The sequence below is a fragment of the Mesorhizobium sp. P2_B5 genome (assembly GCF_056404775.1).
The window spans coordinates 124524-149762 of the sequence record NZ_JBFUDJ010000010.1; the positions used below are offsets into that span (position 1 = coordinate 124524).

General features: G+C 60.7%; 23 protein-coding genes and 1 tRNA gene. 10 read left to right on the forward strand and 14 right to left on the reverse strand.

From position 1 onward, the window contains the following. The first annotated feature begins 64 nt into the window (after positions 1-64). A complete protein-coding gene (locus AC1D1N_RS25800; RefSeq protein WP_192258319.1) occupies positions 65-367 on the forward strand; it encodes a BolA family protein in 303 nt (100 codons plus the stop codon). Positions 368-372: 5 nt separating this feature from the next. Here AC1D1N_RS25800 and AC1D1N_RS25805 read toward each other — a convergent pair whose 3' ends face one another. The 5 genes from AC1D1N_RS25805 to AC1D1N_RS25825 all read right to left on the reverse strand — a co-directional run bounded on the left by AC1D1N_RS25805 (position 373) and on the right by AC1D1N_RS25825 (position 5533). Continuing rightward, the gene (locus tag AC1D1N_RS25805; protein WP_436261561.1) at positions 373-1926 is read right to left on the reverse strand and encodes an acetolactate synthase large subunit; all 1554 of its coding nucleotides are present in this window, start codon (positions 1924-1926) and stop codon (positions 373-375) included. Positions 1927-2027: 101 nt separating this feature from the next. After that, positions 2028-2828 carry an alpha/beta hydrolase gene (locus tag AC1D1N_RS25810; protein WP_436262068.1) on the reverse strand — a complete coding sequence of 267 codons (801 nt, stop codon included), beginning with the start codon at positions 2826-2828 and terminating at the stop codon, positions 2028-2030. A 74-nt stretch (positions 2829-2902) separates the two neighbouring features. Then, positions 2903-3793 carry an HlyC/CorC family transporter gene (locus AC1D1N_RS25815; RefSeq protein WP_436261562.1) on the reverse strand — a complete coding sequence of 297 codons (891 nt, stop codon included), beginning with the start codon at positions 3791-3793 and terminating at the stop codon, positions 2903-2905. Between the two features lies 1 nt (position 3794). Further along, positions 3795-4925 carry a 3-dehydroquinate synthase gene (aroB, locus tag AC1D1N_RS25820; RefSeq protein WP_436261563.1) on the reverse strand — a complete coding sequence of 377 codons (1131 nt, stop codon included), beginning with the start codon at positions 4923-4925 and terminating at the stop codon, positions 3795-3797. Further along, complete coding sequence (locus AC1D1N_RS25825) at positions 4922-5533, reverse strand: shikimate kinase (protein ID WP_477351829.1); 612 nt, start codon at positions 5531-5533, stop codon at positions 4922-4924. Before AC1D1N_RS25825 ends, aroB begins: the two co-directional genes overlap by 4 nt. A 215-nt stretch (positions 5534-5748) precedes the next feature. Here AC1D1N_RS25825 and AC1D1N_RS25830 point away from each other — a divergent pair, with 215 nt between their 5' ends. From AC1D1N_RS25830 to AC1D1N_RS25850, 5 genes are all read left to right on the forward strand, one after another. Continuing rightward, a complete protein-coding gene (locus AC1D1N_RS25830; RefSeq protein ID WP_192258326.1) occupies positions 5749-5901 on the forward strand; it encodes a histidine kinase in 153 nt (50 codons plus the stop codon). A gap of 24 nt (positions 5902-5925) precedes the next feature. Beyond that, on the forward strand, positions 5926-6837 hold the full coding sequence (locus AC1D1N_RS25835; protein ID WP_436261565.1) for a site-specific tyrosine recombinase XerD: 912 nt from the start codon (positions 5926-5928) through the stop codon (positions 6835-6837). A 98-nt stretch (positions 6838-6935) separates the two neighbouring features. After that, on the forward strand, positions 6936-7886 hold the full coding sequence (locus AC1D1N_RS25840) for an acetyl-CoA carboxylase carboxyltransferase subunit alpha (protein WP_112562192.1): 951 nt from the start codon (positions 6936-6938) through the stop codon (positions 7884-7886). 236 nt (positions 7887-8122) lie between these two features. Then, positions 8123-9418 carry a L,D-transpeptidase family protein gene (locus AC1D1N_RS25845; RefSeq protein WP_477351831.1) on the forward strand — a complete coding sequence of 432 codons (1296 nt, stop codon included), beginning with the start codon at positions 8123-8125 and terminating at the stop codon, positions 9416-9418. Between the two features lie 4 nt (positions 9419-9422). Then, a complete protein-coding gene (locus tag AC1D1N_RS25850) occupies positions 9423-9665 on the forward strand; it encodes a sulfurtransferase TusA family protein (RefSeq protein ID WP_477351833.1) in 243 nt (80 codons plus the stop codon). 3 nt (positions 9666-9668) lie between these two features. On the opposite strand, the gene AC1D1N_RS25855 is transcribed toward AC1D1N_RS25850, so the two are convergent. Both AC1D1N_RS25855 and AC1D1N_RS25860 read right to left on the reverse strand, forming a co-directional pair. Beyond that, positions 9669-10781 carry a CobW family GTP-binding protein gene (locus AC1D1N_RS25855; protein ID WP_436261568.1) on the reverse strand — a complete coding sequence of 371 codons (1113 nt, stop codon included), beginning with the start codon at positions 10779-10781 and terminating at the stop codon, positions 9669-9671. A gap of 4 nt (positions 10782-10785) precedes the next feature. Next, entirely contained in the window at positions 10786-11967 is a 1182-nt protein-coding gene (locus tag AC1D1N_RS25860) for a D-alanyl-D-alanine carboxypeptidase family protein (protein WP_477351920.1), read from the reverse strand. A gap of 217 nt (positions 11968-12184) precedes the next feature. Between AC1D1N_RS25860 and AC1D1N_RS25865 the strand changes: the two genes are divergently transcribed. After that, the gene (locus tag AC1D1N_RS25865; RefSeq protein ID WP_436261569.1) at positions 12185-13348 is read left to right on the forward strand and encodes a M20 aminoacylase family protein; all 1164 of its coding nucleotides are present in this window, start codon (positions 12185-12187) and stop codon (positions 13346-13348) included. A 106-nt stretch (positions 13349-13454) separates the two neighbouring features. Then, positions 13455-13531 (forward strand) — tRNA-Arg (locus tag AC1D1N_RS25870). Positions 13532-13583: 52 nt separating this feature from the next. Here the strand turns inward: AC1D1N_RS25870 and AC1D1N_RS25875 are convergent. From AC1D1N_RS25875 to AC1D1N_RS25890, 4 genes are read right to left on the reverse strand one after another with little or no spacing between them, the layout of a single operon-like run. Next, on the reverse strand, positions 13584-14630 hold the full coding sequence (locus AC1D1N_RS25875; RefSeq protein WP_477351836.1) for a site-specific integrase: 1047 nt from the start codon (positions 14628-14630) through the stop codon (positions 13584-13586). Then, positions 14627-14845: a hypothetical protein gene (locus tag AC1D1N_RS25880; RefSeq protein WP_477351838.1), complete on the reverse strand. Its 219-nt coding sequence runs from the start codon at positions 14843-14845 to the stop codon at positions 14627-14629. Before AC1D1N_RS25880 ends, AC1D1N_RS25875 begins: the two co-directional genes overlap by 4 nt. Before the next feature lie 7 nt (positions 14846-14852). After that, positions 14853-15578, reverse strand: coding sequence for a DUF3102 domain-containing protein (locus tag AC1D1N_RS25885; protein ID WP_477351840.1), 726 nt, complete (start codon positions 15576-15578; stop codon positions 14853-14855). Positions 15579-15601: 23 nt separating this feature from the next. Further along, complete coding sequence (locus tag AC1D1N_RS25890) at positions 15602-15757, reverse strand: FitA-like ribbon-helix-helix domain-containing protein (protein ID WP_477351842.1); 156 nt, start codon at positions 15755-15757, stop codon at positions 15602-15604. A gap of 129 nt (positions 15758-15886) precedes the next feature. On the opposite strand from AC1D1N_RS25890, the gene AC1D1N_RS25895 reads away from it, so the two are divergent. Together AC1D1N_RS25895 and AC1D1N_RS25900 are read left to right on the forward strand one after the other, a co-directional pair. Next, positions 15887-16186 (forward strand): Arc family DNA-binding protein, encoded by a 300-nt coding sequence (locus AC1D1N_RS25895; RefSeq protein ID WP_477351844.1) that lies wholly within the window; start codon positions 15887-15889, stop codon positions 16184-16186. 123 nt (positions 16187-16309) lie between these two features. Then, on the forward strand, positions 16310-17683 hold the full coding sequence (locus AC1D1N_RS25900; RefSeq protein ID WP_477351845.1) for a reverse transcriptase/maturase family protein: 1374 nt from the start codon (positions 16310-16312) through the stop codon (positions 17681-17683). Positions 17684-17735: 52 nt separating this feature from the next. Here AC1D1N_RS25900 and AC1D1N_RS25905 read toward each other — a convergent pair whose 3' ends face one another. The 3 genes from AC1D1N_RS25905 to AC1D1N_RS25915 form a co-directional block, all read right to left on the reverse strand. Next, entirely contained in the window at positions 17736-18782 is a 1047-nt protein-coding gene (locus tag AC1D1N_RS25905; protein ID WP_477351847.1) for an endonuclease NucS domain-containing protein, read from the reverse strand. 93 nt (positions 18783-18875) lie between these two features. Beyond that, on the reverse strand, positions 18876-22262 hold the full coding sequence (locus AC1D1N_RS25910; RefSeq protein WP_477351849.1) for a DUF499 domain-containing protein: 3387 nt from the start codon (positions 22260-22262) through the stop codon (positions 18876-18878). 18 nt (positions 22263-22280) lie between these two features. Then, the gene (locus tag AC1D1N_RS25915) at positions 22281-25172 is read right to left on the reverse strand and encodes a DUF1156 domain-containing protein (protein ID WP_477351851.1); all 2892 of its coding nucleotides are present in this window, start codon (positions 25170-25172) and stop codon (positions 22281-22283) included. Positions 25173-25239: the final 67 nt, after the last annotated feature.

Consider the following 25239-nt stretch of genomic DNA (forward strand, 5'->3'; position numbering starts at 1 on the left):
GGCCCGGCGAGATCGATCCCGATTTCCCGATCACGCCTTGCAGATATGGTGAAGGGAAACGGCGATGTCCATACAGGCGACCATGGAAGACAAGCTGAACAAGGCGTTTTCGCCGGAGCGGCTGGTTATCGTCAATGAAAGTCATCTCCATGCCGGCCACCATCACCACGGCTCCGACCATCACGGCGCCTATGACGGCACCGGCGAGACGCATTTCCGTGTCCGCATCGTCTCGCCCGTCTTTGCCGGCATGAGCCGCATCGACCGCCACCGCGCCGTCAACGAACTGCTGGCGGCGGAGCTGAAGGCCGGCGTCCATGCGCTGGCCATAGAACCGGCAGCCCCAGGCGAAAAGACCCGCTGGTAAGCGCTTCAGATCACCGCTTCGATCAGAAACGGTCCGGGTCGCGACAGCGCGCTGTCGAGCAGCGCGTCGAAGCGTTCGCACGTATCGGCGCGGGCCGCCTCGACACCCATGCCATTGGCCAGTGCAACCCAGTCCAGCGCGGGATGGTCGAGATCGAGCATACGCCTGGCGTTCTCGCCGATCGAATTGACACCGACATTCGTCATCTCGCCATGCAGAATGGCGTAGGTCCGGTTGGAAAACACGATTGTGACCACGTCGAGCTTTTCCCTCGCCTGCGTCCACAGTCCCTGCACCGTGTACATGCCGCTGCCGTCGGCCTCGAGATTGATCACCTTGCGGTCCGGACAGGCGATCGCCGCCCCGGTTGCCATCGGAATGCCGCCGCCGATCGATCCGCCCGTGCCCATCATGTAGTCGTGCGGGGCCGCATATGCCGACAGCGCAAAGAATCGCCTGGCCGAGGTGACCGCTTCGTCACAGACGATGGCATTGGCGGGGAGCTTGCGCGCAACCGAGAGTGCGATTGCATCGTCCGTCAGTCCGCCGCTTGGCGTCGGCTCGTCTGGAAAGGCCGTTGCAGCGGTGAACTGCTGCGTCGGCTTGATGCCGAGCTCGTCGGCAAGCGCCTCCAGCGCCGCCTTCAGATCCTCGCCATGCGCCGCCAGCGAGAGCACCTGGCAATTGTCTGGAACCAGCCGTCCCGGCTTGCCAGGATAGGCAAAGAACGCCACCGGCTCCTTCGCCCCGACCAGCACCAGCACGTCGATATCCCGGAGGGTCGTTGTCGCCGCATCGACCGGATAGGGAATGCGCGTCGGCGCGAATCGCCCGCGGCCGCGTTGCATGCGGGCGATCAGAACCTCGCTGAACAGGCGGACATCGCCGGTCGCCGCGATTCGACCTGCGATTTCAAGCGCATCGGCCCGCGCCGCCTGCCCGCGCACCACCATGCCGACACGGCCCGGCTCGGCGCGGATTGCTTCGGCGACCTTGCGCACGGCCGCCATGTCGACAGCGGGCAACGGCGCCAGCTTGACCTTGCCAGGTGAAATTGCGTCGACCTCGCCCCAGGCGGCATCCGCCGGCAGGATCAGCGTCGCAACACCCGGCGGCGTCAGCGAGGCGCGGAACGCCGCCTCAGCGGCCGGAGCGATGTCGGCCGGACCCTTGACGCGGCCGACCCAGTTCGACATCGGCGCCGCCAGACCCTCTATGTCGCTGGTCAGCGGCGCATCGAGCGGCAGATGGTAGGAGGCGTGGTCGCCGACAATGTTGATCATCGGGCTGCGTGCACGCCTTGCATTGTGCATGTTGGCCAGTCCATTGGCCAGGCCCGGCCCGGTATGCAGCAGCGTAGCCGCCGGGCGATCGGTCATGCGCGCATAGCCGTCGGCTGCACCCGTCACCACGCCTTCGAAAAGGCCAAGCACGCACCGCATCTCAGGCTTGCGGTCGAGTGCGGCAACGAAATGCATTTCCGACGTGCCGGGGTTGGCGAAACAGACGGTGACATCATTGGCCAGCAGCACGTCACACAGCAGGTCGGCGCCATTCATGAAATTCTCCCCCGGTTCGACAGTCAGCAGCAATGCACCTAGGTGCGCCGGCTCGGCAATATCCCCCGGCACTTTTGGTCTGATCCAGGCCGCTTTCGGGATCAGGCGACCGTCAATTTCAGGAATGCCAGCGCGGCGGCCGTCAACGCATCGCCGTCCTCGCCAAAGTCACGGTTGATCGACATATGCGTGTAGGCGCTGCCGTCGAACAACGTCACCGCAGTGCCGGTAGCGCGCAGGCGCTCGGCAAAGGCCGTCGATTGCTCGTCGCGGCCATCGGCGCGCGAATAGGCGATGAAGGTCGGCGGATGCTTGCGCCCGTCGACATAGCTCGCCGGCGACAGAACCGCCCATTGCGAAGGATCGGAAAAGACGCGGGCATAAGCGCGGACCATGCCGCCGCTTTTTTCGAGTGCCGCAAGATCATACGCCCTGGTATCGTCGAGGATCAGCCCGGCAACGCCGGGCAGCCCGCCGCGCATGCCGGTCAGTGCGATAAGGTGGCAGCCGGCCGAATGGCCCATGCCGACGATGCGGTCGGGATCGCCGCCATGTTTGGCGATGTTGGCCCTGACATAGGCATAGGCCTTCTCAACATCGCCGGCCTGGGTGGCGACATCGGCCTCGGGCAACATTCGATAGTCGATGGAGACGAAGCAGAAGCCGTTGGCGAGCAGGAAGGCGGGCTTGGCACCGACCTGGCTGCGTTTGCCGAACTGCCAGGTTCCGCCATGGACAAAGAAAACCACCGGCAGGCCGTTGGCGCCGTCGGGCGCATAGATGTCGAGCTTGGCGGGTCCGTAATCGAAGGTCTGGGGAGACGGTCGCTCCGAGGACGCGAAAGCGCTCGCCGGCAGAAAAGCCGCCAGTGAGGCCAGAAGCAGAGTTCGCCGGTCAATCATCATCGTCTCCTGGTTGCCCCGGCGAAAATGCACCTTGGCGTCATCGAGTTCCAATGAATGATCGGTAATGCGGGTTAGGTCTCCCCCGCGGGCCGGATCCTGATCTTGGCGATCCGGTTCTTGTCGCGCTTCATCACCACGAAGCGCTTGCCGTGGAAGGTAAAGGCCTGCTTTTCCTCGGGGATCGACTGCGTCTCGTGGATGACCAGCCCGGCAATGGTGGTGGCTTCCTCATCCGGCAGGTTCCAGTCGAGCGCCCGGTTGAGATCCCTGATCGGCACTGTGCCGTCGACGACGACGGAGCCGTCGGCTTCCTGCTTGACGCCCTGGATGTCGACATCGTGCTCGTCGGCGATCTCGCCGACGATCTCCTCGATGATGTCCTCCAGTGTCACCAGACCTTCGACCTCGCCATACTCGTCGACGACGATAGCGAAATGCGCCTTGGCGCGCAGGAAGGCGTTGAGCTGTTCCTGCAAGGTCGTGGTGTCGGGCACGAACCATGGCTTGGACGCGATCTTCATCACGTCGATCTTGGTAAAGTCGTTGCCGACCTCGTTCAGCGATCTCAGCAGGTCCTTGGCGTGCAGCACACCGACAATGTTGTCCAGCGAGCCTTTCCACAGCGGCATGCGAGTGTGCGGGCTCTGCAGGATCTCGCGCACCACCGCTTCCGGCGCATTGTCGGCATTGACCGAGCGCATATTGGTGCGGTGGACCATGATGTCGGAGACTTCGAGCTCGTCAAGGTCGAACAGGCCGCCGACACGGTCGCGGTCCTCGCGCACCATCTGGCCGTCACGGCGGAAATCGTCGACCGCACCGCGCAACTCATCCTGGGTGGAGCGCTGCGGCTCGATGCGTGACAGCTCATAGCCGAACATGGCAAGCAGGCGCGTGCGCACGGCAATGAAAAACAGGATGAGGATGGCGAGGACGGCGACAACGATCCAGCCGGTGTCCATCTCAGCCGGCTTTCCCGTTGGCCGGATGGTTTTCCCTGAGGAACGACAGCACTTCGGACGCCGGCACATCCTTGGCAATAAAAGCCTGGCCGATGCCGCGCGTCAGGATGAAGGTCAACGCGCCGCGCGACACTTTCTTGTCCTGGGTGATGAAGCCAAGCAGCGCCTCGGCGTCGGGCAGTTCTCCAGGGATGTCGGACATGCGCCAAGGCAGGCCGACGGCGCGCAGATGCGCCTCGACCCTTGCCGCGTCGTCCGGACTGGCCAGATTGAGCCGTGCGGAAAAGCGATGCGCCAGCGCCATACCGATGGCGACGCCTTCGCCGTGGACGAGACGGGCGCCGTCATACTGTGTTGCCCCTTCCAGCGCATGGCCGAATGTATGGCCGAGATTCAGCAGCGCGCGGTCGCCGGTTTCGAACTCGTCGCGGGCAACGACATCGGCCTTGGCGCGGCAGGCTTCGGCAATCGCCTCGGCCCGCTCCGCACCGCCGGCGAATACTTTTGTCCAGTTCTCTTCCAGCCAGGCGAAAAACGCTGGCCGGTCGATCAGCCCGTATTTGGCGAGTTCGGCATAGCCGGCGCGAAATTCGCGGATCGGCAGCGTGTCGAGCACCTCGGTGTCGGCCAGCACCAGCTTCGGCTGGTGGAAGACGCCAACCAGATTCTTGCCGCGCGGGCTGTTGATGCCGGTCTTGCCGCCGACCGAGGAATCGACCTGCGCCAAGAGCGACGTCGGAATCTGGACGAAATTCATGCCGCGGCGCACGATCCCGGAGGCAAAGCCGGTGAGGTCGCCGATGACCCCGCCGCCGAGCGCGATGACGACATCGCCACGCTCCAGTCTGGCGGCCAGCACGCCGTCAACCACCTCTTCGAGTTGGGCAAAGCTCTTGGTCTTTTCGCCGGCCGGCAGAGTGATGACAGCAGGCTGGATGCCGCCTGTTTCCAGACCGGCCTTCAGTGCGTCGAGATGTGTCGCCGCGACATTTTCGTCGGTGACCACCGCCGCCCTCGTGCCGGGCAGGCGGCGCGATATCTCGGCGCCGGCGCGCGCCAGAAGGCCGGGGCCGATCAGGATGTCATAGGCGCGCTCGCCAAGGCCGACCTCGACAGTGACCGGCTCGCTCATGGCCTCACCTCGTCCGGCGCCGTGGTGGCCGGAATGCCGAAATGCCCGCACAATGCGTCGACGACCTCGGTCGCGATGACCTCCTTGCGGTCGTCGCGTGTCGCCACGGTGACGTCGGAGGTCGTATAGACCGGATAGCGTTCGTCCATCAATCGCTCGAGCACGGCGCGCGGATCGGGGCTCTTGAGCAAAGGCCGGTTCTGCTTCTTGGAGACGCGCTCCATCAGCAAATCGAGCTCGGCCTTCAGCCACACCGAGACGCCATGCGACGCGATCGCGTCGCGCGTCTGCGCATTCATGAAGGCGCCGCCGCCGGTCGACAGCACCTGCGGGCCGTTTTCCAGGAGGCGCAGGATGACGCGCTGCTCGAGCGCCCGGAATTCGGTCTCGCCATAGCGCTCGAACAGCTCCGGCACGGTCATGCGCGACACGCTTTCGATCTCCTGGTCGCTGTCGATGAACGGCAGCGAAAGCATGGCCGCCACCTTGCGGCCGATCGCTGTCTTGCCGGCGCCCATCAGGCCGACAAAGACAATCGAGCGGTTGCCCAGCCTGTCGAGCAGCGCGGCATGGCTCTCGCCAGGAGGATTTGCTGGTAACGCGTTCATGAGACCATGCTGTTTCTAAGCCGTCTTTGCCGGCGTATCGACATCAAAAGCCCGTTTGCGTCAAGCATCGCGCCCTGAGCAGGTCTCGGAAAGTGCAGTGGTTTTCCCGCATGTACCTGCGTTAGACAAAACCCTTCGTCCTTGAATTGGCCGGATTGGCGTCCCATAAGGGCACAGGGTTTGGAATCGCAGAACAAGAAGACGGGCGAAAATTGATGCCGACACTGTTCCGCTTTGTCGTGACGATGATGATTCTTGCCGGCATTGCCTATGGTATGATGGTGGCGCTGGCGATGTTCGTCGAGCCGAAAAAGGCGGAAATCACCGTGCGCATTCCGCCGGAAAAGCTGAACCCCAAGAAAAACTGACCCGAAGAAACTGACCGCAGGGACATGAACAGCGCGGCTCGCATCGAAGCCTTTCTCGAAATGATGAGCGCCGAACGCGGTGCCGCCGAAAATACGCTGTCCTCCTATCGTCGCGATCTCGAGGACGCCTCTCAGCAGATTGGCGGCGGGCTTGCCGGTGCTGCTGCGGCCGACCTCCGCGCCTATCTCGACGACATCGCCGCGCGTGGCTTTGCGCCGACGTCGCAGGCGCGCAAACTGTCGGCGATCCGCCAATTCTTCAAGTTTCTCTACGCCGAGGGCCTGCGCGGCGATGACCCGACCGGCACGCTGGACAGTCCGAAAAAGGGCCGGCCGCTGCCCAAGACGATGAGCGAGGCCGATACCGGCCGGCTGCTCGACCGCGCGGCGCTCGAGGCAGGCGATGGCGTCAATGGCGACCGGCTGGCGGCATTGCGCCTGCACGCTTTGGTCGAAGTGCTCTATGCCACCGGCCTGCGCGTCTCCGAACTGGTCGGCCTGCCGGTGACCGTCGCCCAGCGCGACGACCGCTTCTTCATGGTGCGCGGCAAGGGCGACAAGGAGCGCATGGTGCCGCTGTCGGCCAAGGCGCGCACGGCGATGCGGGCCTGGCTCACGGCCCGGGCCACGGTGCCGGCTTTCGCCGACAGCCCGTTCCTGTTTCCGGCCGCCGGTGACAGCGGCTATCTCTCCCGGCAGGTCTTTGCCCGCGACCTCAAAGGCCTTGCCGCGCGGGCCGGCATAGCGGCGGCGAAAATATCGCCGCACGTGCTGCGTCATGCTTTTGCCAGCCACCTCCTGCAAAACGGCGCCGATCTCAGGGCGGTGCAGCAGCTGCTCGGCCATGCCGATATCTCGACCACGCAGATTTACACCCATGTGCTTGAAGAGCGGCTGGTGCGGCTGGTCAACGATCATCATCCGCTTGCCGACTAGGCCTCATATCGCTATGTGAGGGCACGTTCCACCGCGCGGCGCCCCGCTTTTCAGGGTTCCGTCAGTCTTTGCCTTCCGACGCATCGGTCCGCTCAAGAATGTACAATTACCTCGATTTCGAAAAGCCGGTGCAGGACCTTGAACTCAAGATCCTCGAGCTGAAGAAGCTTGCCGAGAATGGCGAGGCGGTCGATGTCGGCGACGAAATCAGCCGGCTCGAGAAGCGCGTGCGCGACGCGCTGCGCGATATCTACAAGGCGCTGACGCCGTGGCAGAAGGTGCAGGTGGCGCGTCACACCGACAGGCCGCATTGCCTCGACTACATCAAGGGCCTGTTCAGCGATTTCACGCCGCTCGCCGGCGACCGCAATTTCGGCGAGGACCAGGCGATCATCGGCGGCTTCGCCCGCTTCCGCGGCGAACCGGTTGCCGTCATCGGCCAGGAAAAGGGCTCGGATACGGCGAGCCGGCTCAAGCACAATTTCGGTTCGGTGCGGCCTGAAGGCTACCGCAAGGCGGTCCGGCTGATGGAGCTTGCCGACCGCTTCAAGATCCCGCTTCTGACGCTGGTCGACACCGCCGGCGCCTATCCCGGTGTCGGCGCCGAGGAACGCGGCCAGGCCGAAGCCATCGCCCGTTCGACCTCGGCCTGCCTCGGCCTCAAAGTGCCGTCGATCTCGGTCGTCATCGGCGAAGGCGGCTCGGGCGGCGCCATTGCGATCGCCACCGCCAACCGCGTCTACATGCTGGAACACGCCATCTATTCGGTGATCTCGCCGGAGGGTGCCGCCTCGATCCTGTGGCGCGACACCACGCGTTCGAAGGATGCGGCGACCAACATGAAGATCACCGCCCAGGATCTTCTGGAAATGAAGATCATCGACGCCATCATTCCCGAGCCGCTCGGCGGCGCCCAGCGCGCGCCCGAAACGGTGATCGCCGCCACCGGCGACCTCATCGCCAAGACGATGAAGGATTTTGCCGGCGCCAACACCGATTTTCGCGAGCAGCGCCGCGAAAAATACCTGGCGATGGGCCGCAGCCTCTGATTTCAGGCCGGCCGGGCGCCGCAATGTGGCGTCAGCGAGTAATTTCGCCACAAAAATGCCGCCGCATTCGGTTCAATGAAAAGTCCGTGACATCGAGCGAATTGCCGTGGGGGCAGCCGTCCGGAGCTTGCGGTAAGGAATTTTCAAGGTTAACGGGCTTAGTGTCCGTGAAGGTTTAGTGTGTTGGCCTGCGGCTGCGAAGCCCCACGCCCCGGGAAAAAGACATAGCCGTAACCATGTTTGCCAAGCTTGCCCGCACCGGAATCCTGATCGCCGCCCTTGGCGTTGCCGGCTGCAACGATTCCTCGATGAAGGATTTCGCGCCGGAGGCCAACAAGCCGCTGCCGGACAAGATCCTCGCCGACATGAAGGCCAAGGGCATGGTCCGCACCTCGTCGGTGATGGCCCGCATCTTCAAGGAAGAAGGCAAACTCGAGATCTGGAAGGCCAAGACCACCGGCCGCTACGAGATGGTCGCCAGCTACGACATTTGCAAATGGTCGGGCAAGCTCGGACCGAAATACACCGAGGGCGACCGCCAGGCGCCGGAAGGGTTCTACACGGTTCGCCCGTCGCAGATGAATCCGCGCTCGAACTATCATCTGTCCTTCAACATCGGCTATCCCAACGCCTATGACCGTGCCAATGGCCGCACCGGCGCCAATCTGATGGTGCATGGCGCCTGCTCGTCGTCGGGCTGCTATTCGATGACCGACCCGCAGATCGAACAGATCTACGCCTTCGGCCGCGATGCCTTCCAGGGCGGCCAGACCGAGTTCCAGATCCAGGCCTTTCCGTTCCGCATGACCGCCGCCAACATGGCGCGCTATCGCAACGACCCGAACTACGAGTTCTGGAAGATGCTGAAGGTCGGCTACGACAATTTCGAGATCACCAAGGTGCCGCCGAAGGTCGATGTCTGCGAGAAGCGCTATGTCTTCAACCAGGTGGCGCCTGAGGGCACCACCTTCGATCCGACCGGCGCCTGCCCTCCGACCACGCAGCCGGATTCGCTGAAGAGCGCCTACAACGCCTATCAGAGCAGCTATGACGCGGCCTTCATCGGCGCGGTCAAAGCCAGCGTGCCGGCGCCCAAGCCGACCATTGCCGGCATCAAGGAAGCCAGCATCGTTTCCGACTGGTCGAAGCGGCGCGCCCGCGGCGAGCGCGTGCCGATCGATCCGCCGTCGCTCAATTCCGACGGAACGGTGACCGAGACGGCGCGCATGGGCCGCATCGATTCGCCGGCCGGCCGCAAGATGGCCGCGCTCGACGCCGAGAAGGAAGCCAAGCGCAAGGCCGAGGAACAGCGGGTTGCTGCCATCGAGGCAGCGAAAGCCGCCAAGGCCCAGGCGCTGGCTGAAAAGGAAGCGGCCAAGGCCCAGGCGGTAGCCGAAAAGGAAGCAGCCAAGCAGGCTGCCCAGCAGCCGGTCGCCACCGCGAGCGTAGAGGCAGCTCCCGCCGAGCCGCCAACCGACGAAAGCCGGCTGTCAAAGATCAAGAACAAGCTGCTTGGCATGTTCGGCGGCTGAGCTTTTGGCCCAGCCCGCTTCCGTCTATGATCTCAAGGGGCTGAACTGCCCCCTGCCCGTTCTCAAGGCGAAAAAACGCCTGGCGGCGATGCAGCCGGGCAGCCGGCTGTGGCTGGAGACCACCGACCCGCTGGCGGTCATCGACATCCCCGCCTTTTGCGCCGACGCCGGCCATCAGCTGGTTGAAACAGCGGCCGTCACCGGCGGCCATCGCTTTCTGGTCGAGCGCGGCGAACCGCAACCCTGAGTATCAACCCCCGGCAATCGCCAGCGGATTGCTCTCCAGCGCCGCACGATCCGGCGTGTCGATCGACGGCCGATTGGTGAAGGCGGCGAACAGCCGGCGCACATAGTCTTCCGGCATGTCGAGTGTGATCAGCACCAGCCTGGTGCCGCGCTGGCCATCCGGCCAGGACGGCAGCCGCGCCGGCGGATGCAGAATCCTCTGCACGCCGTGGACGACCAGCGGCCGTGACGGATCTTCCGCGAGTTCGATGACGCCTTTCATCCGCAGCAGCCTGTCGCCATGCGCCGAGCGCAACAGGTCGAGGAACATCTCGATCGCCGAAAACGGCACAGGCCCATTGTGGACAAGGGAATAGGAGCGCACGCGGGAATCGTGGCGATGCTCGTGCTCGGCGTGATCAGGATGACCATGGTGATCGCCATGATGATGCTCGTGATCATGCGCGGCTTCTTCGCCCAGCCAGCGCTGGACGTCGGCGGATTTGGTCGCCGGATTGTAGAGGCCACAATCGAACAGCGCCGCCACGCCGGTTCCGCTGTCACCGGCTTCGAGCACTTTCGCGCCTGGATTGAGCTGATGGAGCCGCGATCGCAAAGCCTCGACATCGGCGGGATCGCAGGCCAGATCGACCTTGGTCAGCACGATACGGTCGGCCACCGCCACCTGTTTGACCGCCTCGACATGACCATCGAGCGTCGCATTGCCGTTGACCGCGTCGACCAGCGTGATGACGCCGTCGAGCCTGAACGCCTGGACAAGCGCCGGGTGCGCCATGATCGACTGCAGCACCGGGGCCGGATCGGCGAGCCCGGTGGTTTCGACGACTACGCGGGCAAGGCGGGCTATACGACCGGTCTGCAGCCGGTCGACGAGGTCGGCCAGCGTGTCGACCAGTTCGCCACGCACCGTGCAGCATAGGCAGCCATCGGACAGCTGAATGATGCCGTCCGAGGCCTGCTCGACCAAGAGATGGTCGATCGCAACCTCGCCGAATTCGTTGATGATGACGGCGGTGTCGACGAGCGCCGGGTCTTTGAGCAGCCGGTTGAGCAACGTCGTCTTGCCGGCGCCGAGGAAGCCGGTGAGCACAGTGACGGGTATCGGAAAACTGGCCATCGGCCTAGTTCGCGGCCTTGACCGGCTGGTCGCCTTGCACCGCGGTTGCCGAACCCACCACGACCGGTTCCGAGCCCTTTGGCGCCGGGATGTCGGGTCGCCAGCTCGGCAGCGGCACATCGGCGAATTCCTGGCCGCCCTGGTCGAGCATTGCCTTCGGCGCCGGCCCGGTGGCGCCGCCGAGGCCGACGGCAACCAGCGTCGGCACATGGTCCAGCTTTTCCTGATAGGGCGATTTCGGCGCGGCCGTGGCGTCTTTTGCGGCGACCGGCGGTGCTGCCTCGGACTGTTCTTCGGGGGCCTTCTTCTTGCAGATCTCGTCATGCATGTCGTTGGGCGACATGGTGTCGCCATAGGAAGGCATGGCCGCGACCGTGAGCCAGTTCGGGTCCGACATGGCAAAGCCCTGGTCGAGCAGTCTGGCGGCGGTCTCGGCGCGGCTGACCGCCGATTTTTCGCCAAGCACAACGGCGACCAGCGTGCGGCCATTGCGTGTCGCCGAGCCGATCATGTTGAAGCCCGAGGGACAGACGAAGCCGGTCTTCATGCCATCGGCGCCGGGATAGCGGCCGATCAAGAGATTGTAGTTGGGGATCGCCTTCTTGCCGACGGCGAGGCCTTCGATCGAGAACCAGGGGGCATATTGCGGGAATTCCTTGCGGATCGCCATCACCAGCAAGGCAAGGTCACGCGCCGTCGTATACTGGTCCGGCGAAAACAACCCGTTCGGGTTGACGAAATGCGTCCCGGTCATGCCGAGCCGCGCGGCTTCAGCGTTCATGCGGATGGCGAAGCCGGCCTGCGAGCCGCCTATGTTCTCGCCGACGGCCATGGCGATGTCGTTGGCCGATTTGACCAGCATCATCTTCAGCGCATTGTCGAGCCGCATCACCGAGCCCGGCTTGAAGCCCATCTTGCTTGGCGGTTCGCCGGCGGAATGCTTGGTCACCTTGATCGGCGAATCGAGCTGGACCTCGCCGGCGGCAATCGCCCGAAAGGTGACATAGGCGGTCATCAGCTTGCTCAGTGAAGCCGGATACCAGCGGCTGAAGGCGTCCTGATGCTGTAAAACCTTGCCGCTGTTCAGGTCGAACAGGACAATCGGATTGGCCGAAGCCGGCCCGGCCGGCATCGGCAGCGCCAAGGCGCCCGTTAGCAGTAATTTGAGGATATGGCTGTGCCGCATCATGGAATCCGAAATCGCCTCTTGCCCTAGTCGCCCCTGGCTCCGTAAGATTTCGTTACGCGATGGCCAGCATGATGAGATCCGGCCCTCAACTTCCGGATCACGTTGTTTGCGGTGCTATTTACCCTATGTGACGCCAAGATGGCAAAGTGCCTGGCAATCACAATTGCAAAGCAGCAGGCCAGACCGTCTGCTCCAACAGCGAGATGGAACCATTATGCCGATTCTCAACCGCGCCGCCGAGATGCAGGATGAAGTTGCCGGCTGGCGACGTCATCTGCACCAGACGCCAGAACTGAATTTCGATGTCTTCAAGACCGCCGCTTTCGTCACCGAGAAGCTGAAGGAATTCGGCTGCGACGACGTGGTGACGGGCCTCGGCAAGACCGGCGTCGTCGGCATCATCCATGGCCGCAAGGGCGATGGCGCGACCATTGGCTTGCGCGCCGACATGGACGCGCTGCCGATCAACGAGATCACCGGTAAGTCCTACGCCTCGACCGTGCCCGGCAAGATGCACGCCTGCGGCCATGACGGCCATACGGCAATGCTGCTGGGCGCAGCCAAATATCTGACAGAAACGCGCAATTTCGCCGGCTCGGTGGCGGTAATCTTCCAGCCGGCCGAAGAAGGCGGCGGCGGCGGCAACGAGATGGTCAAGGACGGCATGATGGAGCGCTTCGACATTTCGAGGGTGTTCGGCATGCACAACATGCCGGGCCTGCCGGTCGGCCAGTTTGCCATCCGGCCGGGCCCGATCATGGCGGCGACGGCCGAGTTCACCATCACCGTCAAGGGCCGCGGCGGCCATGCGGCTATGCCGCACGGCACGATCGACCCGATCGTCATCACCAGCCAACTCGTCGGCGCTTTGCAGACCGTTGCCTCGCGCAGCACCGATCCGGTCGAGGCCGTGGTGGTGTCGGTGACCAAATTCCACGCCGGCGACGCCTACAACGTCATTCCCGAGACCGCCGAGATCGCCGGCACGGTGCGCACGCTGAAAAAGGAGATCGCCAAGAAGTCGGAGGAGCGCATCCGCGCCATCTGCGACGGCATCGCCACCGCCTTCGGCGCGACGATCACTGTCGATTATGACGCCAACTACCCCGTCACCTTCAACAATCCGGAAGAAACCGTCTTTGCCAGCGATGTCGCGGCAAGTGTGGCCGGCGACACCCAGGTCCACCGCGCCATCCAGCCGGTGATGGGGGGCGAGGATTTCTCCTACATGCTGGAAGCCCGGCCCGGCGCCTTCATCTTCATCGGCAATGGCGAGACCGCCGGCCTCCATCACCCGGCCTACGACTTCAACGACGAAGTCATCCCGCACGGCATGAGCTACTGGGTGAAACTGGCCGAAACGGCGCTCGCCGCCTGACATATGCCGCCGAAAGGCCGGTCGATTGCCTTCGGCCGGCCTCTTGATTTGCCTTCGGCGAGCCTCTTGGCGAAACGGTCCGAAGCGGCTATGTGTCTGGCCGCGTGGTCCCGTAGCTCAGTAGGATAGAGCGGCAGATTCCTAATCTGTAGGTCACAGGTTCGATTCCTGTCGGGATCACCATCCCCACCTAAGGTTCCTGTTTTTTCAATGATTTAAGAACGGAACTGTCTAACTATCGGGTTAGGTTAGACAGTTTTTGTTCCTCATCCATTCCAAATGCCTGCCGAGCAAGGCGCTTCTGATCAGCGGCTGCGGTGTATCTGGCAACTTCAACGTCGGTCTTGTGACCTGTAATCGCCTTGATCTGCTGATTGGTTTTGCCATCTTCCGCAAGGCGGCGTGATGCAGCCTTGCGCAGTCCGTGCGCCGAACACTGCGGAAGGCTCGCTTCGTCGCATCGGTCCCGAAACCAGTTGCCGAAACCATTGGACGTGAACGACTTTCCCTTGGCGGTGACTAGGAACGTCAGATGCTCACGTGGCGTCTTGTCCAGTACATTTGCAAGCGCAGGGTGGATTGGAATAGTCAGACGTGCATGCGTTTTCTGCTGACCTACGGCAATACCGTCTTGGGTCACATGCTGCCAGCCCATTCCCACCACGTCCGACCGCCGTTGCGTCGTGTAGAGCAAAAGTGTCAACGCTAGTCTGGCCTTGGTGCCGATAGGATGGCGCTCCTCGAATTGCTCAATCTCAGCTTCGGTCCATGTGTGCCAGCCGTCGGTATGCTTGTTGAAGCCCTTCATCCCCAGTGCCGGATTGTCCTTCCGCATGCCGATGTCCACTGCAAACCCCATCAACTGCTTAATGCGATCTAGCAGATTATCCGCTGCAGCTGGCGTCCCGTGCATCGTTCCGATGATCGCCTTGAGGTGCTTGCGCTCAATAGCAGCAACACGTTTGTCGCCATGCTTATTGCGGAACCGCTCGATCACGTGCCGGTACTGCTTCCTCGTGCTGGGGGCGAGCTTTTTGAAATCCGCCGATCCATAGAATGCGACGATCAGCGCCGACATAGTTCCTGCGGCCACCAGACTAGAACCAACAACGGCCGGGGCAGCGGTCTTTTGAAGGCATGCCTGGTATTCTTGCATGAAGGCGGGGGTCCACGGCACCGCCTTGAAATAGTACTCCGGCTGTCCTTTGCGCCGAAACCGGACGCGCATCTTGCCGTGCCTGTCGCGGAACTCAGATACATATTTAGGAAGGCGGCGCTTCATTGCTCCAACACCTCATCCCATTCGTTCTCATGGGCCTTTTCCACATCGCCCTTGCCGGTTTCGACAAAGAACGAGCCATCCGGGTGCGCCTTCACGCCCCTGACGGTAAGGCCAAGGCCTTGCACCGTCTTGAGAACCTTCTTGATGGCTACAGGGCTGAGCTTTCCCTTTTGCTTAGCTTGCATCTGCTTGTGGAGCATCTTTGCGAACTTCAACACGGCCTCACGCTGCTGACTTTTGTGCGGCTATGGCTGCCTGAAGAAACTCTGCAGAGAGGCTAATGCCGGCGATGTTGGCCAACCGCATGAACTCTTGCAGGTTCTCCGGTGCAATTAATTGCACCAGCCTCTCTGATGCCTTTTGCCTGGATGATGGTTCGACGGATGTGTCTAGTGTTTTCGGGACCACTTCTCCCTCAATCTGTTTCGGGGGAAAGGGCAGTTTGACGCCCTTTGTCTTCCTCAGCGCGGCTTCGACCTGATCGGCAGTCAATCGCTTGTCAGATTTTGCAGCAGCGATAACCTTTGTCCTGACCTTTTGGCAAACACTCTTGGAAGCGAGCCGGTATATCGTCTGTGAAGGCAGATAGCTGACAACGTAGAAATCATCGCCAAAGTGCTGCGCGACGCTCATGTAATTGTTGGCGGTGCGCTCCGACCACTCAAACTCGCTGGCTATCCAACTGAGGAATTGACCGTGGCCAAGGTCGTTTTTGATCGCCAAGAGCTTGCGGCCATTGTCGAGGAACGCCTTTCCGACAGTTTCAAGATTGGCTTTGATTTCGGCTGCGATGAGTTCTGCTCTTTCACGAACGGCAGCGTCTTCGATCTCGCGATAGTCAAAGCCGGAATGCCCAGTGACCGCCGCCTTAGCGACCTTCTTGGCCTTGGCGCTGTTGAGATGGGCGCTCTTCGGCTTAGGCACTTTGGCTACAATTTTGGCTTTCATGCGCAGCTCCGCGCTGGGTTGGACTAGGCGACCTCGGGCTGATCCTCGTCGGCCTTGAGCACTGTCTTTAGGATGTTGAGAACTTCAGCGGCCATTGACCGGTCGTTATTTGAAGCACGGACTGCCAGCCGCTTCTTGAGGTCGGCGGGCAGACGGATTTTCAGGTCTGCGACAGGCATTGGCGAGGTCTCTCTTCGGAATGGACCCACAATAACCCAAATGGACCCCTTCGACAAGGGTCCTTTTGGGTCTTGGTGGGTCCAAAATGGTGTGATAGACAACCCACCATGATTGCGAGGACAGTTGGCATGCCAATGAAGCGAGCGGACCCGCGAACAGACCCACAGCTGAAATTGAGACTGCCTGTGGGTCTGAAGGAGAGGATCGAAGTGTGTGCGGAAGCGGCGATGCGCCCGCTAAGCAGTGAGATAATTCGTCGCCTGGAGTGGAGCTTCAGAGCCGAAGCCCGGGGACAAACCTTGGATGATGAAGCCGTAGCATCTTCAATCGAACAACGGCTGCATGACGCTGAGCAACAAATTGAGTTCCTGAACGGGGCGATCTACCAGCTCACCAAACGGCTCAACAAGTTGGACGGGATCAAGTAATGAAATCCGCAATTGAATTGCGTTTTTACGCCTACTCCTCGGTGAAAAAACATCGACGTTTTAACTCGACAGCGCCGCTAGTGCGGACCGATCAGTAGCCCGTTTGGCCTCCATGAACCTTTGTTGAACCTCCCTTTAGCTACGATTATCGGCCAGAGCGACGACGAGGGTGGCGTGGTCCAAGGACCTCTATGGATCGGCAATAGCCATTTTCCACACGGCTGGGCGACAAACCAGACCGTCAAGGAAGTTCTGACGCTCGTGACTAAGGCGGTTGGACGCAGAGCCCGGCTTCGTATCAAGCTGAAGAAGGCGGGAAAGTCTCCGAAGGCATCGAAGGCACAGGCTGCCTACGTTGGCTCCACGCTGGTGCGGCTCGACGCCCTGATCCGTGCCGCCAAAGGGCTCGATTACGACAAGAAACTGGAGGTGCCGCAGTACGAGCAAATGGCCAGCCAGTTGAAGCTCTATCAGCCGATCAACGAGCCGGTGCGGGTCTACCTCAAGAAGAAATCGAGCGGCGGGTACCGATATCTTTGTCATTTCGGCGTGCGCCATCAGGCCGCGCAGGCGCTCGTTGCTGACATGATCAACGCCCAGTTCCAGGCCAAGCCGTTTCAGTACAATACGCGGGGACGAGGCGTAGCCGAAGCGGTGAAGAAGGTCAGGCATCTGCATGCCACGGGAAATGGCCATTTTGTGCGGCTGGACATCAAGAGCTTCTTTGACAGCTTCGATCACAAGGCTACCATGCAGGCGTTGCCGATAGCCAAAGACGTCAGTGAACACGTGGTGATAGGCGCGCACTACCAACTGCATGGACAGAAGCTGAATAAGGAGAAAACACTACAGGATACTCTCAACCAATATCTCTCTCTCATCGCCGAACACGGCTTGCCGCAGGGTTCGGCCTGCTCGCCAGCAATCGCAAATTTCTTCATGTCGAAGATCGAACCGAAGTTGCCCAAAGGCGTATGGTTCCTGAACTATGTGGACGATTTCCTGATTTTGGCGCAGTCGCCCGAGAGGGCTCAAAAGGCCAAGAACGCCCTGACATCCTCGATTGAGGAGATGCCGGTCGGTAAGTTCGAGCTGCTGGAGAAATCCAGCGGCTCGTTGCATTCAGGGGTTGATTTCCTTGGTCACACCTTCGTTGAGCATTCGGACGGAACGCTCAAGGTGACGGCATCGCCTGCCAATGTACACAAGATCATGGCGTGGACCGGCGAGGCGTATGAGCGGATCACCGACAAACTCAAGTCGGATCAGGGCAAGGTCTGGGTATCGCTCGACGCCATGTCCGCCGCGCTGCAGTTCGCCCATCGTGTCCTGTCGTGGTTGAGGACATTCTCGCAAACTGACGACGTGGGCGAGCATGAGGAGGAACTGATGGCGCGGATCGAAACGCTGGCGCTCGCGATAGGCCAGGATCCCGGAAAAATCATCGCGCTGGCGAAGAAACTTCCCCCGAAAGACATAGACATCTACTCGGCTTAGGAAAGCGAAGCATGAGGGGCTGATAGTCAGGAACGTCTCAACCGTGAGGCATTTAGTCGAGGGCAACGCCCAATTGTTCCTTTAGGAAATCGACCGTCTTGGGGTCGCGCAGCTTGCAGACGATGTTTTGGTTCGCGAACAGACCGTCTATCCACTTCGCCTCCGACAGTGGCACGGTCTTCAGCCACTCCACTCCTACAACGTGTTCGGCCAGCTTGGGATCGTCTCGATCATGGGCGAGGTTTGGTTGAACCAATGTTTGGACAAGTAAGGGTCCCTGCGGTGTCTCGAAGTCTCGCGCCATGACTGCGGTCGTAGTGATCTTGCCGTAGCCCACATATCCAGCCTGCTTCTGGTATGCGACGATCAGATCGCCGACATGGAGCCGCTGCAAAGGACCAGAGTACCAATCGCCCCCACCCGCAGAGATGAAGCCCAGCCGCCGCATATCCTGCCATGCTCGGTTGCCGCCCTCACCAACGTTTACATACCATAGGCCCGTCCATGGGGCTTGCACCCGCGCCTCCGAGCGTTCGGCGACCTCGGCCTGATCCAACAGCCAGTCTGTGGCAAGTAGCGTGCGTCCATCGTCCTCGAACACGGAGAAGAAGGCAGTGTTTATCGCGATGTCGTGCGTCTCTGAAAGGTAGCGGACGATACGCTGGGATGAAGCGTCGAAGGCGCTGGCAACGATCACCATTGTGTGGGTCTCGTTGAGTGTCTGTGGCAACGCACTGCCGAACCGCTCGCGAAACACGGTATCGAGCTGGCCCTTGAGGTAACTCGCGGCAAGATCGTGCACCTGACGGGTCGTGAGGCCCGACACCCAACTCGCGTAGTCGAGTATCTGCGCGATGATCTCCCGAGGCGTGCGGTCCCGCTTCAGCTCGACAATAACGAGGTTGCCGTCGGCGTCGATCCCCAACAGGTCGATGCGACCACCGAACTCTGTGACCACCTGCCTTCCAATAACCAGGAGGTCGAGGCCCAAAAGATCGGGCTGATGCGCAATCCACCCCTCGATCATGTTTTCGTTGGCGAGCTTGCCTCGCGACACAGGATCGAGCGTACTTCCCGAGAGCCGATAGAGCCTTGTCATCGTCTAGCTTCGTTCCGCGTTAGAGCCAAAATCAACCCGTTTCTGCCGAAGGGCCGGAACGCGTACGTCAGCGGCAGATAACCGTCGATTAGTCTAGTCCCCAAAACCCGTAGAGTCGGCCTTGAACTTCAACTGCTTCGCGTTGTCTCGGATGACGTCAATATCCTCGTCAGGGAAGCCCGCATCCGACACGCCTTCGATGTCAAGCGTCAGGGTCACTCGAACACCTGATCGCCGTTGAAGTTCGGAGACCACCGAGTTGACTATGGACTCAAATGACCGAATAGGGCGAGAGGGGTCGATCTCGACGACGCCAAAGAATCGGCGTGGCTGGGTCTCTGTCGGTTCGGAAGGTGATCCGGTGACGGTGTTGCCGGTGTCGACCACGGTGGGTGAGCCACCTGTTGGTGTGGTCTCCGAACTGCCAGGAGGCTGGGAAGCTGCCGATGCCACGTCCTTCTTAATAACAAGCGCCCGATCCGAAAATGCGGTCGGGGCAAGCCGCCCAAACACGAGGCCCTCGTATTTCCCTGTTTCACTATCGTAAGCATCAGCGTACCCGAACATCGGGTCCGACGTAGACACGCCTTCTGCTATCGCGCTTTCCAAAACGGCTGTGTCGCGCAATTTCGGAAGATAGACGTAGGAGGCGAACCACTCCTTGAGGTTGGCAATAGAAACGTGAGGCTGGTCAGCGGGCCAGAGATTCTGGAGCTTGGCGGAAAGCATGCGTGGTCCCAGCGTGTCCTTTACGATGCTGTCACCACGAGAGGATAGCTTTTCATAGACAGATGCGGCGATAGATGGTCGGTCACGCGCCAACAGCGTGGCCTGAGCGATCTCAAACGGACGACCATCCAGCGCGCCCTCCTCCTTTTCAGCGTAAAGGATGTGAACCCACGCCGAGCGCACTGCCTTGTCGGCAGAGTCTCGATTGGAACGAGCACGTTCGGATACGTCCTCGATCTGGCCTTGTGTCAGCTGCTTGCGAAGGTCGCCTTTGTCAGCCTCCTTCTCTATCGATGACCAAGCTAGTGATTTTCTGACTACCTCGCGGGCCGTGGCCAAAGAAGCCTCGTCCGGAGCCGCGAATATGAGTGTATTCCGATAACGCCGCTGCGCTGAACGACAGCGGGTCAGCGCGTCCACAGCGGCCTCAAGGGCCGGCGAACTTACTGCACCCTTTGTGTGGAAACTCGCAGGCATCAAGATGACAAGCGCAAGCGACTGCGCTTCATCAATTCCGCTAGGCGAATCTGGAGCGGCGTGAACTTTGGAGAAGCCGGTATTTCGCTGGTTGTTCTCGGTCGTAAGGATGCGGACAATCTCTGCGTCAACCTCGTGAACAGGCAATGACTTGGCGCGTTCGTCGGCGAGCCTGTTCAGAGTTGGCTGTGTCGAGAACCAATACCTTCCAGCGTCTTCGTATAGATACGTTGCCTTCTCATGCAGTTCCCGCAGCGCCTCGCCAAAGATCGCCAACTGGTCTCCCGGTTCAGCGGAAGCGAGGCGGATGGCTTGACCTGTAACGCCGTGATGAGGCTGACCCACAGTAGGCGCAGAGCAAAGAAAGACGGCGCGTGCGGCCCTCGTGGCCGCCCGGGCTTGGGATATGCGGCGGGTCGTGACCGATTCCATGCGCGCCGGTAGAGAGCCGTCTCCATCGACCTCGCTATCGATCACAGCTGAATAGGCGGGGTCGAGCGGATAGATTGCAGAGGCTTTAACACGTTCATCGGCAAGCGGGACGCGGGCGGGCAGAATGAGCGCATCACGAGTGCGCTGTTGCCACAAAACGCTGACGACATTAGCCATGAAACGCAAGACGCCGCGCGTGCGTTGGAAATTGTCGAGGGTCGACCAATCCTTGGAGAGGCGTTCAAACAGCTCCGGATGGATCGGATAGGATAGTCGAAGCAGTTCCTGATAGCGCGGTTCCTTCGCATACGGCGGGAATTCGCCCGGATTGTTCCTGTACAGCTGCTGGAAGGCCTTTACAGTCTCGTCGCGTGCCTTCTCGCCCTCGCTATCGAGTTCTTGGAAGAGGCGGCGGCGCACGATCTCGTAGGTCTCGTTGCCATGTGCGGCGAGCCAGGGCGATCCCGTACGCCCGAAGACCCGCTCCAGCCGGCGCAATGCGGCAACACCCTTGTCTCCACCGGCTTCCTGGTCGCTCTCTGGCAACGAGCCGACGAGCAGGACATTCGGGACCATCTTTGCGGCTTCTGTAAGCGACTGAATGAATGAAAGGAACGCCTCAAATCGTTGGTCTGGCAGTTGTCGGGCGAATGCAACGACCTCGTCCAAGAGGATCACGCTCGGTCCCGCCAATTTGAAGACCTCGACTAAAAGCTCAGACCCCGGGTTCGTACCTGCGCTTTCGGCCTCGCGGATGAGTTCAAGCCCAGCATCTCCAGCGAGCCGCCAAGCAATATAGCCCCACAAGGTTCTAACTTTCGGCCCATCTTTTAGGACCAGTGAGGAATCTACTCCCTTCGCCGTTCCGACGAAAACGACTGTTTTGATGGGTGGCCAGTTCTTAACGCCGAGTGTGTCCGCAAGTTCGGACACACCCTTTAGCAGCCCAAGGTCACGAGCCCTCGCTAGGTGATAGAGCGCCAACATGGTGTGCGTTTTGCCGCCGCCAAACGACGTCTGAAGGCCAAGCACCGGATCGCCACCCGATCCGGTCAACCGTTCAAGCGCGGTGCGCAACACGCGACGCAGGCCTTCGGTAAGAAACGTTATGCGGAAGAAGTTTTCTGGCGTCGCGTAGTCGTCGCTGGCGTTGCCCATATCGACGGCTGCAAGATCGGCAGCAAATTCCGACTGCTTGTAGCGGTTGGCGATCACATCCGGGTGAGGGAAGGCCACCTCGATCCAGGGGCGTAGTGCGCCGGACGGCGTTTCATCGGGGTCGAGACCTAGCGACAAGGTGCCCGGCTTAGCGTCAGCGGCAGATTTCTCACGTCCAGTAAGCGACAGGGTTGAACGTACCGCTGGTGTTTCTGGCTGGGCCGTTTTGCTTTCGGTAGCGCGCTCCGACACGCCTGATTGGCGCTGTGCCTCGTACAGTTTTGTGATCTCGTCTACCTCAACCTTGGGTCCCTTCACCGCGCGGGCTAGGCAAACCATAGAATCAAGATAGCGCAGCGCCTCGGCGTCGGTTAGCGGCAGTGCGAGATGTGAGGTTGCGTTGCGCCCATCAAAGGCAGTCGAGGCAAAATTGCGCACCTTGAATTTTTCATTGCGCGCAAAGAAATCGTCGAAGACATCCCGCCACTGGTCGAGCAGGGTCTTCAGCATGCCGTAAATGTCGAGTGGGTCGCGCGGTCCCGAGCCGGCGGCACGGCTGGCAAACTGGAGCCAGCCTTTGCCGTATTTCTTCTCCATCCGCTCACCGATAAAAGAGTTCAACGCGCGCTGGAGGTGATAGAGCCCATCCTGGACGCGGCGTAGCGTTTCCTTCTCGGTGGTCATCTTTCCTCCCAAATTTCGTTACGCGAAGAGATCGCCGGTCTGGGAAGGGCGCAAGCCGCCAGAGATATTGGTCGAGCGCTCCAGCAGATGCGGCCACTCCTCGGCGAGTTGATTGTAGACTAGAGCCTCTTGTGCCCAACCCTTGTCAGTAGCGATCTGGAACAGCCGATCAAGTAAAGCCCGCGCGTCAGTCGCCTTCGGCCCCATCTCGGCTATCAACCGCGCAGCGGCCTGTGCACCACCCTCTTCAGCATTCAACGTGCGGGCTAGGTGCTGCACACATTCCCACACTGTCAACTGCCGATCGCTTGCAGGTGACCATCTTGGATCGAGCCTGTCGCGAGCAGTCAGAGCCGTGCGACCCTTGTGATCTTCGAACACATGGGAGTCGAACAAGTCATTGATCGACGTGTCCTTGGCGTTCGCAAGCGTGATCAGCTCGCCGGATGTTTTCGGCTCGAAGCCATAAGACGAGAACCAAGCGAGTGCCACCTGGGTCTCGGGATCGAAACTCGCGACAATCTCGTTGTCGATCTCTTCCCAGATTCGATTGATGATCGAAAGAGCGGTCTTAACCTTCATCTTGGAGTCGTCGTCTTCAAGCACTTCCGAGTAACGCGTAAATACACCCATGCCTGGGCCAATCATCGATTGCTGCATGTCAACCGGACCGACGCCCGCGGCGCGAATGTTTGCTATGGCCGCGGGAAGTTCACGACGCAGAGCGGCACTAAATCCCGCTCGGTCAACAACTTTGCGGTCACCCACGCTTTTGCGGCATACGAGTACAATTGACGAAGCGAGGGCATTTGCCCCCTTGTTTCTAAATCCACCTGCGCGCTCTGTACGGACAGGCCAGGTTCCGTCCACAACTAAGCCCGCGTCGACGACGGCCTGAAGAAACGAAGCCCAGCCAGCAGAAGTAACGCCATCCTCACCGATTTCAGACTGTTTGAACGCGTAGTAAATGGTCAGCGGTTGGTCGGCAGAAGCCATCCTCATCGCACGGAGTGCGCGCGACATTCCGTTCATAAAGAATGCCTCGGCCGCGTTGCGGTCCGAGTGCCGAAACGGCGTTGCGATGAGTTCGTTGGTCTTTGGTGTGAGTAGTCTTCGGAAAAGGTCTGGCCAAACTTCTGCCAGAGACTGTCGGGCTCTCACATAGAAAAAATCCGACAAGTCGGCGTATCCTATATTGTCGTAGTATGGCGGATCAGAGGAAATGACTATCGACGCGGGATAGTGGTTTGCCGCCGCGTCACGCTGAACCACACTTCCTAAATTTGCGTCAGCCGCTGTACTAAAAGCAAGAGCTTTCGACACTAGCTCAGCCATTCGAAGTATGTTGCCCGACGATTCGGCGAACGGATTAGATTCCGCGTAGTCCCAAACCATGGGGATCGCCTGACGACCGAAAGTAGTCACCACGTGCAATTTTGTTGGAAGCGGGCTCCAAGTGCAGATGGTAGTGCTCGCCTCAGATACTTTATCGATTGCAAATGCTAGGTACGTTGCGATTGCATCGGCATAAGCGACTGGACCGGAGCCCTCATCTGAAAGCCGAGTGTTGTCGCCAATAAAGTTTGCGGCCTGACAGTCGCCCGCAACAACTTGTTTCAGTTCACCAATCAGTGTGGACAATGCATTCAGCATTGTGATCTGCCTTGCCGTGAACAGATCGCTCCACTTTTTCATCCCGTATTCTTGAACACGAAAGCCCAGTGCCCGCTCAGGCAGATCAGCATCAAGGCTCGCGTCCCAGTCGGGAACTAGCGAATGTTCGTGAGAGGCGGTGGGTGAGAGATAGCTACGATGTCCAGCCGACCCCGCAACGACAGCCATAAGTCTAGAACCTATGCGTCCTGCTTTTCCTTCAGCTCGAATATAGTCAAATGGGATTCCTGTTCCGGTCTTGATACAAAAGAAGCTCGTCCCGCCACCGCCGGTTTTGGTTCCGTTCTTGAGCCTAACCTCTTCCTCGGCCGAAAGTTTGCCAAGTCGCACCTCAAACCGCCATCCATGCGGTTCTGAAGTATCAATCACTGGTTCGACCCACGCCTTCTTACCCTCCTTCCCTGAGAGCATGAAGGACGACACTAACGGCACCATGGTGCCCTGGGCAGCAGGATCGGGCGAGCGCACAGTGCGCGCCCACAGCCAAGCGATCACGGTTGCCTCGGAACCGTCCGCTAGTTGCGCCTTGGGATAAAGGTGGCCGACTAGTTTTTCTGCCTCGTCACGCAACCATTGGCCGTAGTACCGGACGTCCTCAGCTAGGCCTTCCGCACCCTTGCTGTTCCAGCGCCCACCACGCTTCAATTCAGCCTGCGACTTCGGGTTGACCGGGGGTCGGCCGGCGAATTTCGGAGGGATTTCGACCAGAGCCTTTCCGATCAGAACGGCGATCGGGTTCAGATCGGAGCCATAAGCGCGCAGGCCGAGGCGCTGCGCTTCCAATGGGATCGAACCGCCACCGGAAAACGGATCGTAAACCGGCGGCGCCTTTTCTCGAAGGTAGGCGAGGATCGCTTTACCGTCCCCCTTAGCAGGCGGCTCCTCGCCAAGTCCCCAAGCAACCGAGCGCGCAATCTCCCAGCGCGTCGCCTTTAGGATGGCCTCATCGTTCGACGCCTCCCAAGGTATCATCTTTTCAATGACTCGGTGCAGTCGCAGCCGCTCGACCTCCTGCTCAGCTTCCGTCGGAAACTTTTCGGGCCAAGCTGACGGATCGTCGACAAGCTGCGCAAACAGTATCGCCCGGCATGCGGCCAGCGGCCGGCGAGCCCACCACAGGTGTAAAGTAGACGGATGTCCGTGGCGAATCGACTTTTCCCGCGCCGACGCCTTGTTGATCGCCTCTAGGGGGATCGAAACCTCGATGAGCTTCTTGCGCAGTGCCGCCTCGGTCATGCCAAAACCTTATCCAAGCCCGTGAGAACGGCCGGTTCGGCTTACGCGTCGCGGATTTCCTCCCAGG

What these genes read in the sequence shown, in the direction of transcription:
- AC1D1N_RS25800 (WP_192258319.1), top strand. Translation starts at nt 65, where the DNA reads ATGTCCATACAGGCGACCATGGAAGACAAGCTGAACAAGGCGTTTTCG.
- AC1D1N_RS25805 (WP_436261561.1), bottom strand. Translation starts at nt 1,926, where the DNA reads ATGAATGGCGCCGACCTGCTGTGTGACGTGCTGCTGGCCAATGATGTC.
- AC1D1N_RS25810 (WP_436262068.1), bottom strand. Translation starts at nt 2,828, where the DNA reads ATGATTGACCGGCGAACTCTGCTTCTGGCCTCACTGGCGGCTTTTCTG.
- AC1D1N_RS25815 (WP_436261562.1), bottom strand. Translation starts at nt 3,793, where the DNA reads ATGGACACCGGCTGGATCGTTGTCGCCGTCCTCGCCATCCTCATCCTG.
- aroB (WP_436261563.1), bottom strand. Translation starts at nt 4,925, where the DNA reads ATGAGCGAGCCGGTCACTGTCGAGGTCGGCCTTGGCGAGCGCGCCTAT.
- AC1D1N_RS25825 (WP_477351829.1), bottom strand. Translation starts at nt 5,533, where the DNA reads ATGAACGCGTTACCAGCAAATCCTCCTGGCGAGAGCCATGCCGCGCTG.
- AC1D1N_RS25830 (WP_192258326.1), top strand. Translation starts at nt 5,749, where the DNA reads ATGCCGACACTGTTCCGCTTTGTCGTGACGATGATGATTCTTGCCGGC.
- AC1D1N_RS25835 (WP_436261565.1), top strand. Translation starts at nt 5,926, where the DNA reads ATGAACAGCGCGGCTCGCATCGAAGCCTTTCTCGAAATGATGAGCGCC.
- AC1D1N_RS25840 (WP_112562192.1), top strand. Translation starts at nt 6,936, where the DNA reads ATGTACAATTACCTCGATTTCGAAAAGCCGGTGCAGGACCTTGAACTC.
- AC1D1N_RS25845 (WP_477351831.1), top strand. Translation starts at nt 8,123, where the DNA reads ATGTTTGCCAAGCTTGCCCGCACCGGAATCCTGATCGCCGCCCTTGGC.
- AC1D1N_RS25855 (WP_436261568.1), bottom strand. Translation starts at nt 10,781, where the DNA reads ATGGCCAGTTTTCCGATACCCGTCACTGTGCTCACCGGCTTCCTCGGC.
- AC1D1N_RS25860 (WP_477351920.1), bottom strand. Translation starts at nt 11,967, where the DNA reads ATGCGGCACAGCCATATCCTCAAATTACTGCTAACGGGCGCCTTGGCG.
- AC1D1N_RS25865 (WP_436261569.1), top strand. Translation starts at nt 12,185, where the DNA reads ATGCCGATTCTCAACCGCGCCGCCGAGATGCAGGATGAAGTTGCCGGC.
- AC1D1N_RS25875 (WP_477351836.1), bottom strand. Translation starts at nt 14,630, where the DNA reads ATGAAGCGCCGCCTTCCTAAATATGTATCTGAGTTCCGCGACAGGCAC.
- AC1D1N_RS25885 (WP_477351840.1), bottom strand. Translation starts at nt 15,578, where the DNA reads ATGAAAGCCAAAATTGTAGCCAAAGTGCCTAAGCCGAAGAGCGCCCAT.
- AC1D1N_RS25890 (WP_477351842.1), bottom strand. Translation starts at nt 15,757, where the DNA reads ATGCCTGTCGCAGACCTGAAAATCCGTCTGCCCGCCGACCTCAAGAAG.
- AC1D1N_RS25895 (WP_477351844.1), top strand. Translation starts at nt 15,887, where the DNA reads ATGCCAATGAAGCGAGCGGACCCGCGAACAGACCCACAGCTGAAATTG.
- AC1D1N_RS25905 (WP_477351847.1), bottom strand. Translation starts at nt 18,782, where the DNA reads ATGACAAGGCTCTATCGGCTCTCGGGAAGTACGCTCGATCCTGTGTCG.
- AC1D1N_RS25910 (WP_477351849.1), bottom strand. Translation starts at nt 22,262, where the DNA reads ATGACCACCGAGAAGGAAACGCTACGCCGCGTCCAGGATGGGCTCTAT.
- AC1D1N_RS25915 (WP_477351851.1), bottom strand. Translation starts at nt 25,172, where the DNA reads ATGACCGAGGCGGCACTGCGCAAGAAGCTCATCGAGGTTTCGATCCCC.